Source organism: Vibrio sp. 704, from assembly GCF_033339295.1.
Genome location: NZ_JAWOUH010000015.1, coordinates 71192 through 87155, shown reverse-complemented (window position 1 = coordinate 87155; position 15964 = coordinate 71192). Strand labels below are relative to the sequence as shown.

General features: G+C 43.8%; 12 protein-coding genes. 8 read left to right on the top strand and 4 right to left on the bottom strand.

The window, feature by feature from the left end; translation table 11 throughout:
- Positions 1-32 precede the first annotated feature (32 nt).
- From R7R24_RS18010 to R7R24_RS17995, 4 genes are all read left to right on the top strand, one after another.
- On the top strand, positions 33-1001 hold the full coding sequence (locus R7R24_RS18010; protein ID WP_191116397.1) for a siderophore ABC transporter substrate-binding protein: 969 nt from the start codon (positions 33-35) through the stop codon (positions 999-1001).
- A gap of 94 nt (positions 1002-1095) precedes the next feature.
- Positions 1096-3276 carry a TonB-dependent receptor gene (locus R7R24_RS18005; protein WP_054578649.1) on the top strand — a complete coding sequence of 727 codons (2181 nt, stop codon included), beginning with the start codon at positions 1096-1098 and terminating at the stop codon, positions 3274-3276.
- A gap of 265 nt (positions 3277-3541) precedes the next feature.
- Complete coding sequence (locus tag R7R24_RS18000) at positions 3542-5152, top strand: ATP-binding cassette domain-containing protein (protein ID WP_054578648.1); 1611 nt, start codon at positions 3542-3544, stop codon at positions 5150-5152.
- Positions 5149-6840: an ABC transporter ATP-binding protein gene (locus R7R24_RS17995; protein WP_005375285.1), complete on the top strand. Its 1692-nt coding sequence runs from the start codon at positions 5149-5151 to the stop codon at positions 6838-6840. The genes R7R24_RS18000 and R7R24_RS17995 overlap by 4 nt, the downstream gene beginning before the upstream one ends.
- 203 nt (positions 6841-7043) lie before the next feature.
- Here the strand turns inward: R7R24_RS17995 and R7R24_RS17990 are convergent, their stop codons facing one another.
- Positions 7044-7832 (bottom strand): AraC family transcriptional regulator, encoded by a 789-nt coding sequence (locus R7R24_RS17990; protein ID WP_005385013.1) that lies wholly within the window; start codon positions 7830-7832, stop codon positions 7044-7046.
- A gap of 98 nt (positions 7833-7930) precedes the next feature.
- Between R7R24_RS17990 and R7R24_RS17985 the strand changes: the two genes are divergently transcribed.
- The 3 genes from R7R24_RS17985 (at position 7931) to R7R24_RS17975 (ending at position 9884) form a co-directional block, all read left to right on the top strand.
- Positions 7931-8836 carry a DMT family transporter gene (locus R7R24_RS17985; protein ID WP_042521576.1) on the top strand — a complete coding sequence of 302 codons (906 nt, stop codon included), beginning with the start codon at positions 7931-7933 and terminating at the stop codon, positions 8834-8836.
- A gap of 145 nt (positions 8837-8981) precedes the next feature.
- The gene (locus R7R24_RS17980; RefSeq protein ID WP_005375279.1) at positions 8982-9467 is read left to right on the top strand and encodes an acyl-CoA thioesterase; all 486 of its coding nucleotides are present in this window, start codon (positions 8982-8984) and stop codon (positions 9465-9467) included.
- A 171-nt stretch (positions 9468-9638) separates the two neighbouring features.
- The gene (locus R7R24_RS17975; RefSeq protein WP_005375277.1) at positions 9639-9884 is read left to right on the top strand and encodes a hypothetical protein; all 246 of its coding nucleotides are present in this window, start codon (positions 9639-9641) and stop codon (positions 9882-9884) included.
- A gap of 367 nt (positions 9885-10251) precedes the next feature.
- On the opposite strand, the gene malG is transcribed toward R7R24_RS17975, so the two are convergent.
- The 3 genes from malG to malE all read right to left on the bottom strand — a co-directional run bounded on the left by malG (position 10252) and on the right by malE (position 13987).
- The gene (gene malG, locus R7R24_RS17970; RefSeq protein WP_005375275.1) at positions 10252-11142 is read right to left on the bottom strand and encodes a maltose ABC transporter permease MalG; all 891 of its coding nucleotides are present in this window, start codon (positions 11140-11142) and stop codon (positions 10252-10254) included.
- 12 nt (positions 11143-11154) lie between these two features.
- Entirely contained in the window at positions 11155-12729 is a 1575-nt protein-coding gene (gene malF, locus R7R24_RS17965) for a maltose ABC transporter permease MalF (protein WP_191116396.1), read from the bottom strand.
- A 79-nt stretch (positions 12730-12808) separates the two neighbouring features.
- Entirely contained in the window at positions 12809-13987 is a 1179-nt protein-coding gene (gene malE, locus R7R24_RS17960) for a maltose/maltodextrin ABC transporter substrate-binding protein MalE (protein ID WP_005375272.1), read from the bottom strand.
- Between the two features lie 672 nt (positions 13988-14659).
- Here malE and malK point away from each other — a divergent pair.
- Complete coding sequence (gene malK, locus R7R24_RS17955) at positions 14660-15778, top strand: maltose/maltodextrin ABC transporter ATP-binding protein MalK (RefSeq protein WP_005375271.1); 1119 nt, start codon at positions 14660-14662, stop codon at positions 15776-15778.
- Positions 15779-15964 lie beyond the last annotated feature (186 nt).

The following is a 15964-nucleotide window of genomic DNA, read 5'->3' as shown; positions in this document are numbered from 1 at the left end:
AAGACAACTCACTGACAAAAAGGAAATACCCCATGTTTAAGAGCCCCCTACGTTTGAGTATCGCGCTTGCTTGCTGCGCTCTAGGAGCCTTATCAGGTTGCGAGCCGGAAATAACTAAAATTGAAGATACTCAGCCATTAGAAAAGCTCATCGTGATTGAACACAATCTCGGAGCAACTACTATTTCTCATCGCCCTCAACGAGTGGCAGCATTAGATATGAACGAAGTGGACTTTTTAGATCAGCTAAATGTTCCAATCTCAGGAATGGTGAAAGACTTTGTTCCTCACTTTCTAGCGAAATACAAAGACACACCTGAGATAGCGGATATTGGTGCGATAGTTCAGCCTAATATGGAAAAGATCTATGCCCTAAAACCAGATCTCGTATTGATGACTCCGCTACATGCTAATCAGTATGAAGAACTCTCTCAACTCGCTCCGACTTTACATTTTGACATCAACTACCGTAATAGTCGTGACCATCACGTCGATACCATTAAGAAACACCTTGTAGAGCTTGGTGAGATCTTTGAAAAGCAGGAGCTAGCCCAACAGAAAGTTGCCGAAATCGATGCAAAAGTCGCAGAAGTGCGCGCTGTTACGAAAGAGCGTTCTGAAAAAGCTTTGGTTGTCATGCATAACAATGGTGCTTTCAGCTCATTTGGCGTTGAGTCTCGTTATGGCTTCGTTTTCGATGTTCTGGGGGTAAAACCAGCGAGTGAAAGAGTGGAGACAGGTTTGCATGGTCAGCCAATTTCTAGCGAGTTCATTAGCCAAGCTGATCCAGACATTCTTTACATCATTGATCGAACAGCAGTAATGGAAGGAAAGCCTGTCATTGATGCGGAACACTTAGCAAACCCACTACTCCGTCAAACCAAAGCATGGAAAAACGACAACGTCGTTTTTGTTGATGCCGATGCTTGGTACATCACTTCAGCAAGCATCACATCTCTGAAAATCATAATTGAAGACATCCTAAAAGGTTACCAAAGCTAAATCTAATAACAATGAGTTGGATCTTAAGTAATTCAACACTCAATCGACGTCAGAACGGATGTGAGCTAGCCCAAACAAAGAAAAGGAATCTATAATGACTCATGACTATCATCAGATAGCGATGGACTCTTCACAGAAAAACAAACCAAGCCCATGTCATATCGCCCTCTTTATTTCACTTCAATTTAGTACTTTTGTCGTACCAATTAGTATCGCTCAAGCTGAAGAAGTCGTAGATGAATCAATGACAGTTTATGGTGAAGCAAACAGAGTTTATGCCGCTGGCAAAGTTTCTCACGCGAGTAATATAGGAATGCTTGGCGATAAAAACCTCATGGAAACGCCTTTCAATACGATTGGATACACAGAAAAACACATTCAAGACCAACAAGCACGCGATATCTCAGATGTAATCTCAGCTTCTGATCCCTCTGTTTTCACCAGCGGTGAAACCGGCTTAAACAAAGAAAGTTTCAAAATAAGAGGTTTCAACTCAGACATTAGCGACGTTATGCTTAATGGATTGTATGGTATCGCTCCTTATTACCGAACCTCTCCTGAAATGTATCAACGTATTGATGTACTTAAAGGTCCTGCTTCTTTGCTCAACGGTATGCCACCGAATGGATCTGTTGGTGGCACCATCAACTTAGTGACAAAAAGAGCACAAGAAACACCAATCACATCTTTCACCGGCAGCTACTTATCGGACACTCAATTCGGAGGACATATCGATATTGGACGTCGCTTTGGTACAAATGAAGAATTTGGTATTCGTTTCAACGGTGCATTTAAAGATGGAGACACCGCGATAAACAACCAAAGCAACAAAACTCAACTTGCATCATTAAGCCTTGATTGGCGTAATGACATTGCTTTCCTTGAAGCAGATTTTTACTACAGTACAGAGCGAGTTGAAGGTGCAAACCGTGGGTTAAGCATCGCTTCTGGTCTCAAAATCCCATCACCTCCTCCATCTGACACATTATTGACGCCAAGTTGGGCCTACAATGATAGCGAAGATAAAGGGATGATGATTCGCGGGGAGCTAAGCGTTAGTGACTCTGTAACTGTATACAGCGCATTGGGTGGTAGCCGTACAGATTTTCATTCAAATGTACCGCAACGAATCAAAATCATCGATAACGAGGGTAACCTAGAGGTATCTCTCGGATCAGTTAAGCTTGAGAACAAACGGACTTCAGGTGAGATAGGTGTTCGTAGCAACTTTGACACTGGCCCAGTAGAACACCACCTTGTACTGAATAGTACTTACTTTAGAGAAGATAAAAATGATTCTCCAACAGGTAATAATAATCCAGCCCCTTGGAACTCGAATATTTATGATCCTGTTTGGGGACCAGAAAATTCAGTTTACGACAACTACTATGGTTTACCTATCGATTCAACTCAGGTCAGCTATGGCATTGCCGATACGTTATCTTTTGTTGATGGGAAATACCAAATCACGCTCGGCTTGCGTTACCAGAGCATTGATTATGAATCTGGAATAATAATGAACGGAATGTCGCTTCCTACCACCAAGTTTAAGGAAAGTACTTACACTCCCGCACTTGCAGCATTATACAAAGTTTCGAGCTCAGTTTCGCTTTATGGTAACTACACCGAAGGCTTAACGAATGGGAAAACAGCAGGCTCTAGCGCTGCAAACGCAGGAGAGGCTTTTGAACCCCAAAAAACCAAACAGACTGAAGCAGGCGTGAAGCTTGACCTGGACGGCTTTGCTCATACGTTCAGTTTATTTGAGATTAAAAAGCCAAATGGGTACCAAGATCCGGATACCAACATTTTTTCTTTCGGTGGTGAACAGCGCAATCGCGGTATTGAATGGGGGTTCTACGGCACACTATCAAAGGACTATACACTCATCGGTGGTATCGCCTATACAGATGCAGAGATTACAAAAGCAACAGATGTGACAGAGGAGGGGAAACAAGCAACTAAGCTACCCGATTTACAAGCTAAACTCGCATTAGAATGGAACCTCCCTGCGATGCGTGATCTCACGCTTATCGGCCAAGCGAACTATATGTCTGAACAATACATTGATGCACAAAACACTCAGGCATTACCTGCACAGACTATTCTTGATCTTGGCGCACGCTACAACTCAAAAATTGCTGAAACAAGCGTGGTTTGGCGCCTTAGCGTAAACAATGTACTGGATGAAGATTACTGGACAACCACCCACTATGCGGACCTAGCTCTTGGCGCACCACGTACAGTGATGCTGTCAGCTACTGCGGATTTCTAATCCCTCCACCTCCCCTTTAGCCTGCCTTCTAAGGGGGGACTTACTCCCATTTGGCTGTTCATGAAAATTCACAACAAATCAAAGGAAGTACTCATCTTCAACATTCAAGCAGACAAAGAGCTCGCAACACCTACGGCCAAAGTTAATTCAAAACATAATCCATCAACGTCCACTTCCATAGGCTTTATATGAAAAACGATAAGAGCTCAATATGCTCTACCACGTTCTCCTTATTTTCGCTTGATAGGCTAGATAAGGTGACAATATGATAAGTAAAATCAGCCAACATTACGTTACGCCTAGCTTAATGCCAGCCTTAAAGCCATCGATTAAGAAGCTTGCTTTGGGAACGTTTTGTGAAGCACTTGCCGCTGTGGCAAAAGTTGGTGCACTGCTATGCTTGATAAACCTTATCGATAAATTTGCAAACCAATGGATTTACGGTGCCATAGGACTTTGGGCGGCTAGCGCACTTGCCTCATCAGTGGGCTCGTGGTTAGTTCATGATGCCGAGTCGCAGTTTTCCACTCGATTACGTCGCCAAGTTGCTCAGCACTTGACGCGCTTGCCAAGCAAGACCATCTCTCAATATGGTGATAATCAACTGCGTCGCATAGTTTCCGAAGACATCAGCACGCTTCACCACATGGTTGCGCATTTGCCTTCAGAACTCGTGACATTCATTGTCGTACCCGCAACTTCTATTTTTATCATGTTGAATCTCACAGGTCCGGTAGCGATGCTTACTCTGCTCCCTGGTCTAATTGCATCATTGTACTACCTACTCTTTTTACCTAGGTTCGCCGCTAAACATGGCAAAGAGCGCATGACAATAATGGGTGATATCGTTACCGCAGTAAACGACTACACAAGAGGTATCCGAGTAAATCGAATTTACGGCACGCAAGCAGGAGCACTCGACAGCTATAATGATGCCACAAGACGCTTTACTCACGGCATAGTGAAATGGGTTGGTAGCGTTGCCCTTCCAGCAGCAATTGCTACCGCATTACTTCAAGCGGTTTCGACTTTCGCAATGGCCTATACCATTGGCTATGAATTAAGTCCCATGGCAATGGCGTCGCTATTCTTTTTTGGTTTGGCCGTCGTATCACCCGCACTGAAGCTTGGCCATGGATTGGACTACGTTAACGCAGGAAAGAATGCTGCAAAGAACATCAGCGACTTTTTACAGCAACCACAAATAGAAAGTGGCAGTTTGAGCGCGGGAGAAAAACCGCTATCACTACAAGCATCAAATATCGTAGTGGCTAATGGAACTGTTAATATTATTGATAACTTCTCCCACTACTTCCCACGGGGTTCATTTACAGCCATCATGGGGCCTAGCGGAGCAGGCAAAAGTACGTTACTACGTCTATTAGCAGGTCAAGAAACACCTCTTTCAGGCTTCGTTACCTTAGGAGGCAATCAACTGTCTAAACTCTCTGAGATATCCCGATACTCCGCCATACGCTATGTACCCCAAGATATCGGTGTACTCAAAACTACCATTAGGCAGAATTTGAAACTATCAACGCCAAGTTCAAGTGACGACGAGCTGAACCAAGCTTTGCAACAAGCTCAATTAAAGATTGACCTCAATTCTGATGCAAGCGTGCTTTCAGGAGGCGAGCAACAACGTGTCGCAATAGCTAACACATTTCTAACTCAAGCCAACGTTCTATTACTGGATGAACCAACCAGTGCTCTCGATAAAAATACGGCCTTCACTGTGATCAGAAATCTCGCGAAGTTTGCGAAAACACAAGACAAGATATTGATCATAATTACTCACGACTCAGAACTCGCGAAACTTGCAGACACTACATTGATGCTCAACAGAAAGGCTCAACGACAGGATGAAGAAGTATGACGGCTCACAATACCCTCTATTCCAATTCGACAATTCCACAAAGTGCAAAGCACCGTCTATATCGAGTCGCTATAGGTTGGGGACTAGTTGCATTATTTGAGGCAACGGCTTACACATTTCTTGCAATATCTATTGTCGAACAAGCTTCACCATTGAACGTCATAATAGCTGCTGTTCTAACTGTGATAGTTACCGTTATTGTAACTCGTTCTGGATTTCTCTCTGGTGCGAAACTGGCTGGGGATCTTTATTCATCAGTAGGTCATTCGCTCAGTAAAGCAAAGTTAGCTTGGTTTAATGATCAGCATAGAACTCAGCTCACCCAACTAGCAGAACGAGGAATACCTGGCTTTATGGCCATTCCTGCTCATCAGCTACAAACATTTTTACACGCTCCAATGTTACCCATATTTTTAATTATCGGTATTGGGGTCGTTGGAGGAGGTGAAATTGCACTACTCAGTGCCGTATTGTTACTAGTTGCACTGCTCGTTCAGTACAAGGCGCAAAGATACCTAAGTCGCTCAGATAGCGACCGACATGACGCAGAGCTTCAAGCGACTAAATCAACACTTGAGCTCATAGATAACCTTGAGTTACTTCGCTCAACAGCGGGGCCTGAGCGCTCAATCGAGCGTATTGAACAGAGTTGGCACGCACAAGAAGAAGCTCATTCAACTATTAATCGTAACGCTTCTATCGCAACCTTAGTATCAGGATTGGCAACGATTTTACCCCTTGCAGGTATCGCCATCTATCTCGTCTTAGAGCCGATTACTCAACCCTTATTAGTCTTGGCTTTATTGATATTGATTACCCGTGCAGCTGCACCTTTGGGTGAACTCGCGTTGGCAGGCTTTGCGATTAACGACGTAAAATCCTCAATTAAAAATTACGCTCAGTTAACGAATGTCCCTGTTCTGCCTGAGCCTAATCCTCAATTTGCAACCTCCCCCAAAAACCATAAGTTCGAACTGAACCTTGTGGGCCATTTAGATCTCTTTGAAGATGCTAGCACGGAGATCAAACAAGGTGATACCGTCGTCATCAATGGAGTCAGTGGCAGTGGCAAAAGCACTTTACTGGGCCTGTTTCTAAGGTTTGATGATCCTGACCAAGGTCTTATTTCGCTCGGAGGGATAGATCTAAAGAGTATCCCTTATGACGTGCTCACCCAGCATATAGCCTATGTTGCTCAAGAACCGGTCATTTTTACTGGCACATTGGCGGATAACATTCGGTTAGGTAATCCCAATGCAAGTGATTATGAAGTTGAGAGCTTTGCAAGACACGCACAATTGGACAAACTTATTGACTCATCTCCTAAAGGAATACATCAAACAGTAGGACAAAGAGGCTCAGGGTTGTCAGGAGGTGAAAGACAGAGAGTCGCAATTGCGCGAGCTCTCATTAAAAAGGCGCCAATCCTCATTTTCGACGAAGCGACGGCAGCATTAGACGAAGCAACCGAAAAAAGTATTGCTCAACATATTCAAACATTGAACTCGACCGTGATTATTGTGACGCATCGCGATCAGAATATATGGTCACCCACATTGGAACTCACGATTGAGGGTAGAAGAGTTATAGTTGCACAGTACAACTCTACTTCCTTGAAAAGTAGGGACAAATTGGCGGCTGAAGAAACTAATAACAATCAATACTTAAATCTAAGCGGTGTCAATTGAGTTTTTTGTCACTTTAGCACATTGTATCATCTAAAGAATCTTACAGGCATGTTGTAAAGCAATAATAATAAAGCGAATTCTCAAGGTTATAATTCTGACTCAATCTGACACAAGATAGACGTAAGTCTTTCCAATACCATCAGCTTTTCGAGTCGGTCATCATACAGCGCATTGTCAATTTTTTTAAAATAGACTCTACACTTTTATAACAATCGATTCTTGTATTGCTCCGGTGTCATGCCGGAGTATTTCTTGAACATCGCGATAAAAGGGCTAGCTTGGTTATAACCTAACGTCAGAGCGACTTCTTTTACGGTCTGCCCTTTACGCAGCAACTCCATAGAATGTAAATATCGCACACGTAAGCGCCACTCAGTAAAGCTCATTCCTAACTCACTCTGGCAATGTCTCGCTAACGTGCGTTCTGTGGTATGCACTTTTGCCGCCCACTCCGCCAAACTGATCTCATCCGTCGGCGATTCTTCTACTGCTTTTAAAATCGGTTCAAGATACTTATTGTCGGTAGTCGGTAAAAAGTGATGTTCGACTTCTTGCTTTGCAAGCTGGTCCAATAACACTTGTACCAAGCGCTTGTCTTCATCAGTTTGCGCCACATTAATGTCTCGCTGACGAAAGTCCTCAATAATAGATGACACGATTGGAGTCACTTTGATCAAGCTCGTTTTAGTTGGAAAATGCGCCGTCAATTCAGGGGCAATATTCAAAGAACAATATTCGATTGGCTTACGGTTGTAGCTAGTGTGACGAATTCCGGCGGGAACCCAAATAGCAAGATGTGGAGGTGCTAGAAATCTTGTGTCTTCTGCATCCATCTCCAGAATCCCACCGCTGATCAGTTGCACTTGCCCCCAAGGGTGGCTATGAATTCGTGTTTCTGTATTAGAGAGAAACGCTTCGAAATTCATAAATACATCTGATGGCGCACGATCGATTGATAAGGAGGGGTGAAGATTTCTGGCGCTCTTTTTCAAAATTGTCTTCCTATCGCTTACGATGTCTTTTAAGAGATACTTTTTATTATAAAGACCTGCCAGACTAGCGCCATCAATAATTGTGCTATAGGGTTCTCATGATTTATTTACTTCCGTTTTTCACCGTTATGATTTGGGGTGGTAACTCAATTGTGAACAAGATGGCTGCGAGCGCCATTGAACCAAGTGCGATGAGTTTCTACCGTTGGTTTGTCGCAATGGTACTCCTAACGCCATTTTGCCTGCCTGCAATCATCAAACAACGACACATTACTCGACCTTACTTAGCTAAGTTGGCGTTTCTTGCGTTACTTGGTATGGTTCTCAACCAGTCACTTGGATACTATGCCGGTTTAACAACAACGGCCTCTAATATGGCCCTGATCACCTCTTTAGTTCCTTTGATCAGTGTGTTTTTAAGTGTCCCATTGCTCGGTAAATCTATATCAATGTTAAGTATCGTCGGTGGTGTCATTTCGCTCGGCGGCTTAGCATTTATGCTTGGTCACGGTGATATCACTTACTTTTTACATCAAGACTTAACGCAAGGTGACAGCTTAATGCTCGTTGCTGCCATGGTATACGCGGCTTATTGTGTTCTGCTAAAACGCTGGAAAATGCCATTCAGTAGTTTGACTCTGGTTTACATGCAGGGCTTCTTTTCTGTTTTGATGCTCACACCACTTTGGCTCTCTAGTGAGCAACTGTTACCAAGCCAAGACGCGCTACCATTAATCGCTTATGCTGGTATTGCTGCTTCCATTTTCGCGCCGCTGATGTGGGTCAAAGCGATTGATTCAATTGGTGCTGATTCAAGTGCTATGTTCATGAACCTAATGCCTGTGGTTTCCGTCATACTTGCTTCAACACTAATTGGTGAGAAAATTTACACTTACCACATTATTGGTGGGTTGTTAGTCATCTCTGGCGTTATCTTGTCGCAAATAAAAGTAAGACAGAGAAAACCATTGTCCAATTCTGAGATTGCCTCTACCGCCAATTAACATCTACACCCCAAGCCACAGAACTACGCTGTGGCTTGTCACTTCCAGCGTTCGAATAAAAGTTAATATTTTGTTTCATTCGCTATTCCCGAAAATTCATCTTGCTGCTAAATTGGGAAAACAATAACCCATCAAGGAAAGACAGATGAGCAGTGGTCAAAGAGACATTACCCTTCGCTTTTTAGCAGAACCCAGCGACGTAAATTTTGGCGGAAAAGTGCACGGCGGCGCCGTAATGAAATGGATCGACTTGGCAGCATACGCCTGCTCTGCAGCGTGGAGTGGTAAATATTGCATTACCGCATATGCTGGCGGCATTCGGTTTGTTGCGCCGATTCATGTCGGCAACTTAGTCGAAGTTAGCGCGAAAGTCATTTATACCGGACGAAGCTCAATGCACATTGCGATTGACGTGCAAGCTAGTGATCCAAAGCAAATGAAAAACAGACTCACCACTCACTGTATCGTTATCATGGTTGCTGTAGATGAAAACGGAAAACCAACCGATGTACCGAAATGGATTCCAGAGTCAGATGAAGACAAAGCCTTAGAGCAATCCGCTATCCGTCTTATGAACATGCGTAAAGAGATTGGGGAAGAAATGGAAGCACACGTTAAATATCTCAAGTAACTGGCATCCGTTAAGAACGCTATTAAGTACCTCAACGTTACCTAGACCCAGAGTGTGGAGCAACATCATGGTTTTGCCATTTGTTTCACGCTCGCCCTTCTCTGTCATAAATCCTTCACCTAGCTTTGCTTAAATCCATCCATTATTTTAGAGTTGGATAGAGTTTGGATCTTGAGACTAAAAGAAACGACCTTAAGTGAAGAGACGTTGACCAATTTAAAAGCGGTCGAGTACCAGTGGGTGAGAACCATGTACGTCGAGGGGTATAACGAAACAGAAATTAATCATTACATTCAAACTTGCTTTGGCGGTGACGTTACCTTTGCTAATCTATTTCGTCGCGTCGCACTGCAGCAAGAAAGTTTGTACACGCTGCTTCAATACGTTGGATGCGCACCTTCCAGCCGAGAGTTTTAATCTCTTCCTTCCCTACCTCAATTTAGCTTTTTACTAAGCTCTAGTTATTTATGTGAAGTGCTACGCAGGGCATTATTCAAGCCCTGTGTAATCCATTGCAAAGCCGCTAATCTCTATCTACTTATTGCACAATTGCCTTTAACAGGCATAAAAAAACCTGAGTCTAAACTCAGGTTATGGTTACAAAAACTGTTAGTGATTGAATCGTAAGGAACTAAGCTAACAGCCAGCTATGCGTAACGCCAATAAAAGCCAAGATATTACTGATCGGCGGCCAAACCAAAATTGTAATATCCGTGCTAAGTATAAGGGCGACCATGTGGTCGCCCTTTTCTAGTTATTCTTATCAATCTCAGACCACAAGAGATTATCCTTTCACACCACCAGCGGTTAGACCACCAACCAACCAGCGCTGCGCAAGTAAGAATACGGCAGTGATTGGCACTGCTGAAAGTACAGCAGCTGCGGCAAAGTCACCCCACAAGTAGTTTTGTGGATATAGGTATTGCTGCATACCCACTGCAAGTGTGTACGAGTCTACATCAGAAAGCAGTAGTGACGCTACAGGAACTTCACCAATTACCATGATGAACGACAAGATGAAGACTACCGCTAGGATTGGCACAGACAGTGGCAGCAATACCAAACGGAATGCTTGCCATGGTGTAGCACCATCAAGAGCCGCTGCTTCTTCTAGAGACGAGTCAATACTTTCGAAGTAGCCTTTAATGGTCCAAACGTGCAGTGCGATACCGCCTAAGTAAGCGAAGATCAGACCGCCATGCGTGTTCAGACCAAGGAAAGGAATGTACTGACCCAGTTTGTCGAACAACGCGTACAGAGCAACCAGTGCCAACACCGCAGGGAACATCTGGAAGATCATCATCGCTTTAAGAATGGTGTTCTTACCTTTGAACTTCATACGAGCAAACGCGTAAGCCGATGTGGTTGATAGCGCCACGATTAGGATTGCAGAAATACCACCCACTTTTACCGAGTTCCACAACCATGTCATTACTGGGAATGGTGGCGGTGTAACTGTACCGTCTGGATTAGTCACCGAGAAACCTAATGCCAATTTCCAGTGATCAAGTGTTGGGTTGTCTGGGATCAGGCTACCCGTTGCAAAGTTACCTTCACGGAATGAAATCGCGATGATCATCAGTAAAGGGAAAATAATCAGTGCCAAGAATGCCCACATTGCAATATGAGTAGCCCAAACACGATACTTTAATGACTTACCTTGTACCATTGCCATTGTAATTTCTCCTTAGTCCTGAGCTACTTTAGTTACACGTAGGTTGATAAGTGCCAATGCGCCAACCAATAGGAAGATAAGCGTTGCTACCGCACTTGCTAGACCGAAGTCTTGACCGCCAGCACCTTCGAATGCGATTCGGTAGGTGTAACTTACTAGTAGGTCGGTGTAACCCGCAGGCTCTGATGTACCAATCATGTTTGGACCACCGCCAGTCAACAACTGGATAAGTACAAAGTTGTTGAAGTTAAATGCAAAACTCGCGATCAACAATGGTGTTAACGGCTTCAACATCATTGGTAGTGTGATACGTGTAAAGTTCGTGACAAAGTTCGCACCATCAATTGCTGATGCTTCATATAAATCGTCTGGAATCGCTTTTAGTAAGCCCATACACAAAATCATCATGTAAGGGAAACCAAGCCAAGTGTTCACAATTAAGATCATGGTTTTCGCCATGAACGGGTCAGAGAACCAAGCCGGGCTAATGCCGAATAAGCCTTCCAACAACATGTTGATCTCACCAAAGCTTTGGTTAAACAAACCTTTAAAGATCAAGATAGAAATAAACGCCGGAACTGCATAAGGCAGGATTAGCAACAAACGGTAAACTGAGCGACCTTTAAGTGCTTCCCACTGAACCACACTGGCAAGGACAAGACCAATAACAAGCGTAAACAATACGGTTAGCGCAGAGAAAACAATGGTCCAGATAAAGATACTGATAAACGGCTCTTTGATACCATCATCTTTCCAAACACGCTCAAAGTTGTGGGTACCAATGTTCACCACGAAACCTGGTGACACTGTGCTGCCAACAAATTGACCGTTTTCATCGACAGGCTGGTAGTAACCTACTTCCATATTTGGACGTAGCGTTTCTTCAGTCCGGTTGTTGTAAAGCGTTTCACCATCTTCTTGTAATGTGTACAAAGGCACAACTGCAGCAAATTTGCGCAGCCCACTCATACGGATATCATCACCGCTTGGCAAATGTAAATCGACACTGCTCAACGCACTGCGGTTCTTAACAATCGCCTTGATTGATTCTTTTTCACCCGTCACTTCTTCAGTTGGTGAAAGATCAAACTCCGATGCTGAAAGGTTATCAAGCTGAAAAGTCGGGCTTGCAAGTAGCTCACCATCTTTTTCAACCACAAGTTGATGGCCTTGCTCCGTTTTATACAAAGTGAACGGGTAGCTATCACCACTTTGGTAAGTTCGGTCCAAAAGTACGTTCTGAGCGCGATCAAAAGAGAGTTGGTTCTTCGCGCTATAGTTGGTAAACGCCAAACCTATGGTGTACGCCAAAGGAAAAAGAATGAAAAGGATCATCCCTGCTATACCAGGGTAGATGTAACGGTGTGCGTACGTCTTTTTGCTACCAAAGATGAACAACGCTAAAGCGGTAAGAATGAGCGTAAGTAGTGCAAACGCAATCTCACCGCGAGAATACATAAGGATTGTTGCGTAGCCATTGATGATGCCGACTGTGCCTAAAAGTGACCATTTCATGAACACTTTTTTGCTGCTCGGAAGGCTGGCTTCTGGTGCTGTCATAGCATTTGTACCTTGAACTGACTGCATAGGGAACCTGCTAGCGAATATAGAATAAATATAGAAAAGTAAGGAGGAGTTGCCTCCTCCTTAAAAAGGTCTTACTTAATTATTTAGTCATTTGTTTTTCTGCATCTGCAAGAGCTGCATCGACAGTTTGACGACCGTCAACTACGTTGATGATTGCGTTCTTAGCCGCACCCCAGAATGCGTTCATTTGAGGGATATTTGGCATGATTTCGCCGTTCATCGCATTGTCCATTGTTGCTGCGATACGAGTATCTGAATCAAGCTCACGTTGGAACGAGTTAAGTGCTACCGCACCTAGAGGCTTATCGTTGTTAACCATACGTAGGCCATCGTTTGTTAGTAGGTAGTTCTCAATGAACTCAACTGCTAGGTCTTTGTTTGGAGACGCAGTGCTGATACCAGCCGTTAGAACACCAACGAATGGCTTAGAAGATTGACCTTGGAACTTAGGTAGCGTAGTCACGCCGTAGTTAACGCCAGACTTCTCAATGTTGCCCCAAGACCATGGACCGTTGATCGTCATCGCTGTTTTGCCTTGGTTGAACGCAGACTCAGACACTGAGTAATCCATATCCGCAGAGATTACGCCTTTATCAACTAAGCCTTTTACGAAGCTCATTGCGTCTTTAACGCCTTCTTTCGCGATACCAGCGTCTTTAACATCGTAACCTTCAGAAGTGTATTTGAACGCGTAGCCGCCATCAGCCGCCATTAGTGGCCAAGTGAAGTACGGTTCTTTTAGATTCCACATGATTGCAGACTTGCCGTCTTTTTTAAGTTTTGCATCTAATGCTGCAACCTCTTCCCAAGACTTTGGTGGGTTTGGAACTAGGTCTTTGTTGTAGATTAGAGATAGAGACTCAACCGCAACTGGATAGCCGATCAATTTGCCATCGTAACGTACTGCATCCCAAGCGAAATCAACGATACCTTCTTGAATATTCTTAGAAGGTTTAATTTCTGCTAGCAGGCCAGCTTCTGCGTAACCACCGAAACGGTCGTGAGCCCAGAATACGATATCAGGACCGTCGCCAGTCGCTGCAGTTTGAGGGAATTTGTCTTGAAGGCCATCTGGGTGAGCCACAGTCACTTTAATGCCTGTGTCTTCTTCAAATTTCTTACCAACTTCAGCAAGGCCGTTGTAGCCTTTATCACCGTTGATCCAGATAGTAAGTTGTCCTTCTTCGATGGCAGCATTAGCACCAAAAGAACCCAAAGCAACAAGAGTACCTAGTGCTACAGCGCTTAACTTTTTCATGTTCGTATCCTTTTTATATTTTTGATGTAGGGCTAGTCCATTGAGGTTCAGCCGTATTTCGACATATATCATCTGAAATAATCCAATATGTCTCATCCTCCTAATCCCTACGCCCTTACAATTATGACGTATTTTCGTGATCTAAATCGCCAAGGGTAAGAGACTCAAATCACAAAATGGATAGTTCCTGTGATCGGTTTCAACTTTAGGTGGTGCAATAATGTGATTTCCGACCAACTGCTCTCTTCCTCCTCCTTTTTTACTCCTCCCTTTCTACTCCCCCTACAATTATTTCTATTAGGAGGATGTCGCACTACGCACAATCTTAGAAACTGCAGTCATCCAAGAGTGGATGGTAAGAACCCTTTCCCAGCAGTGCCTACGTATTAGGAAAAAGATTTGCTGGTTTTGCATTGCCAGACGAGTGGAATGTCATTATTAGTGTTGTTTGTGGTAATTATTTCACGGGGGAGACAATACGAATAATGTGGGGGAGAGAAACTCGTACTTGGCTATGATGGGTAGCACTTCTATTCAGGACATTTTATTGAAGTGCTACCCTACTTTTCTTACCAACCGCAAGAACTTACCGATTCCTACTGTTACTGCTCGCTAGATAATTCATATAATGATGAGCGGTGAATAATAAAAAATTGATCGAGGACGAGCTACATGGCGAGTGTCACGTTAAAAAATGTTTGTAAAGCGTATGGCGACGTACTGATTTCTAAGAACGTAGACCTAACAATCAACGAAGGTGAATTTGTTGTTTTTGTAGGTCCATCAGGTTGTGGTAAATCTACCCTTTTACGTTGTATTGCCGGTCTTGAAGACATTACTTCAGGTGATTTGTATATTGGTGACCAGCGCATGAATGACGTCGAACCATCCAAACGTGGTGTTGGTATGGTATTCCAGTCTTACGCTCTTTACCCGCACCTTAACTTATATGACAACATGTCATTTGGCTTGAAACTAGCAAAAGCAGACAAAGCAGAAATCGACAAGCGTGTTGAACAAGCAGCAGAAATCCTACAACTAGGCCACTTGCTTGAGCGCCAACCAAAAGCACTTTCTGGTGGACAGCGTCAACGTGTGGCGATTGGCCGAACATTGGTATCGCAGCCAAATGTATTCCTTCTAGACGAGCCACTATCAAACTTGGATGCGGCACTGCGTGTAAACATGCGTGCACAAATTACTAAGCTACAACGCCAACTTGGTTGTACCATGATCTACGTAACGCACGATCAGGTAGAAGCGATGACAATGGCAGATAAAATCGTTGTACTAGACGGCGGTTATGTATCGCAAGTTGGTAAGCCGCTTGAGCTTTACCATTACCCACAAAACCGCTTTGTAGCTGGCTTTATCGGTTCTCCGAAAATGAACTTCATGAGCGTATTCATTGATGAAGTAGAAGCAGAGCGCGTCAAAGTTCAACTATCTAACGGCGTATCTTTCTGGATTCCGGTGGATGGTACAACAGTTAACCGCGGCGACCGAATGTCTTTAGGCATTCGCCCTGAGCACCTATTATCCGCTTCTGAAGCTGATGCAAGTATTCACGGTGAAGTGATGATTGTTGAGAAGCTAGGTAACGAAACTCAAGTATACCTAAACCTAGAAGGTGCGGACGCCGACGTTATTTTCCGTCAGCCTGACACGCTTGCAGTCGACACTGGCGATAAAATCGAGATCGGTATTCCAGCTCATCGTTGTCACCTGTTCCACAGTGATGGTCGCGCATGCCGCCGCCTATACAAAGAAAACGGCGTAGAAGTCGAATAATTCATTCGTCCTTACTCAAAAAAATCCCTCTCAAGTGAGAGGGATTTTTTTATCTTAATAAATATCAGCAATTCGATACTAAATCATTAATCGTGAACGAATCAAATCACCCGTTTCTTCTACCCTCACATAAACCATTGTCTTTGTACTGATACTTCATTTTTAATACTTTTCCTCATTCCTCAT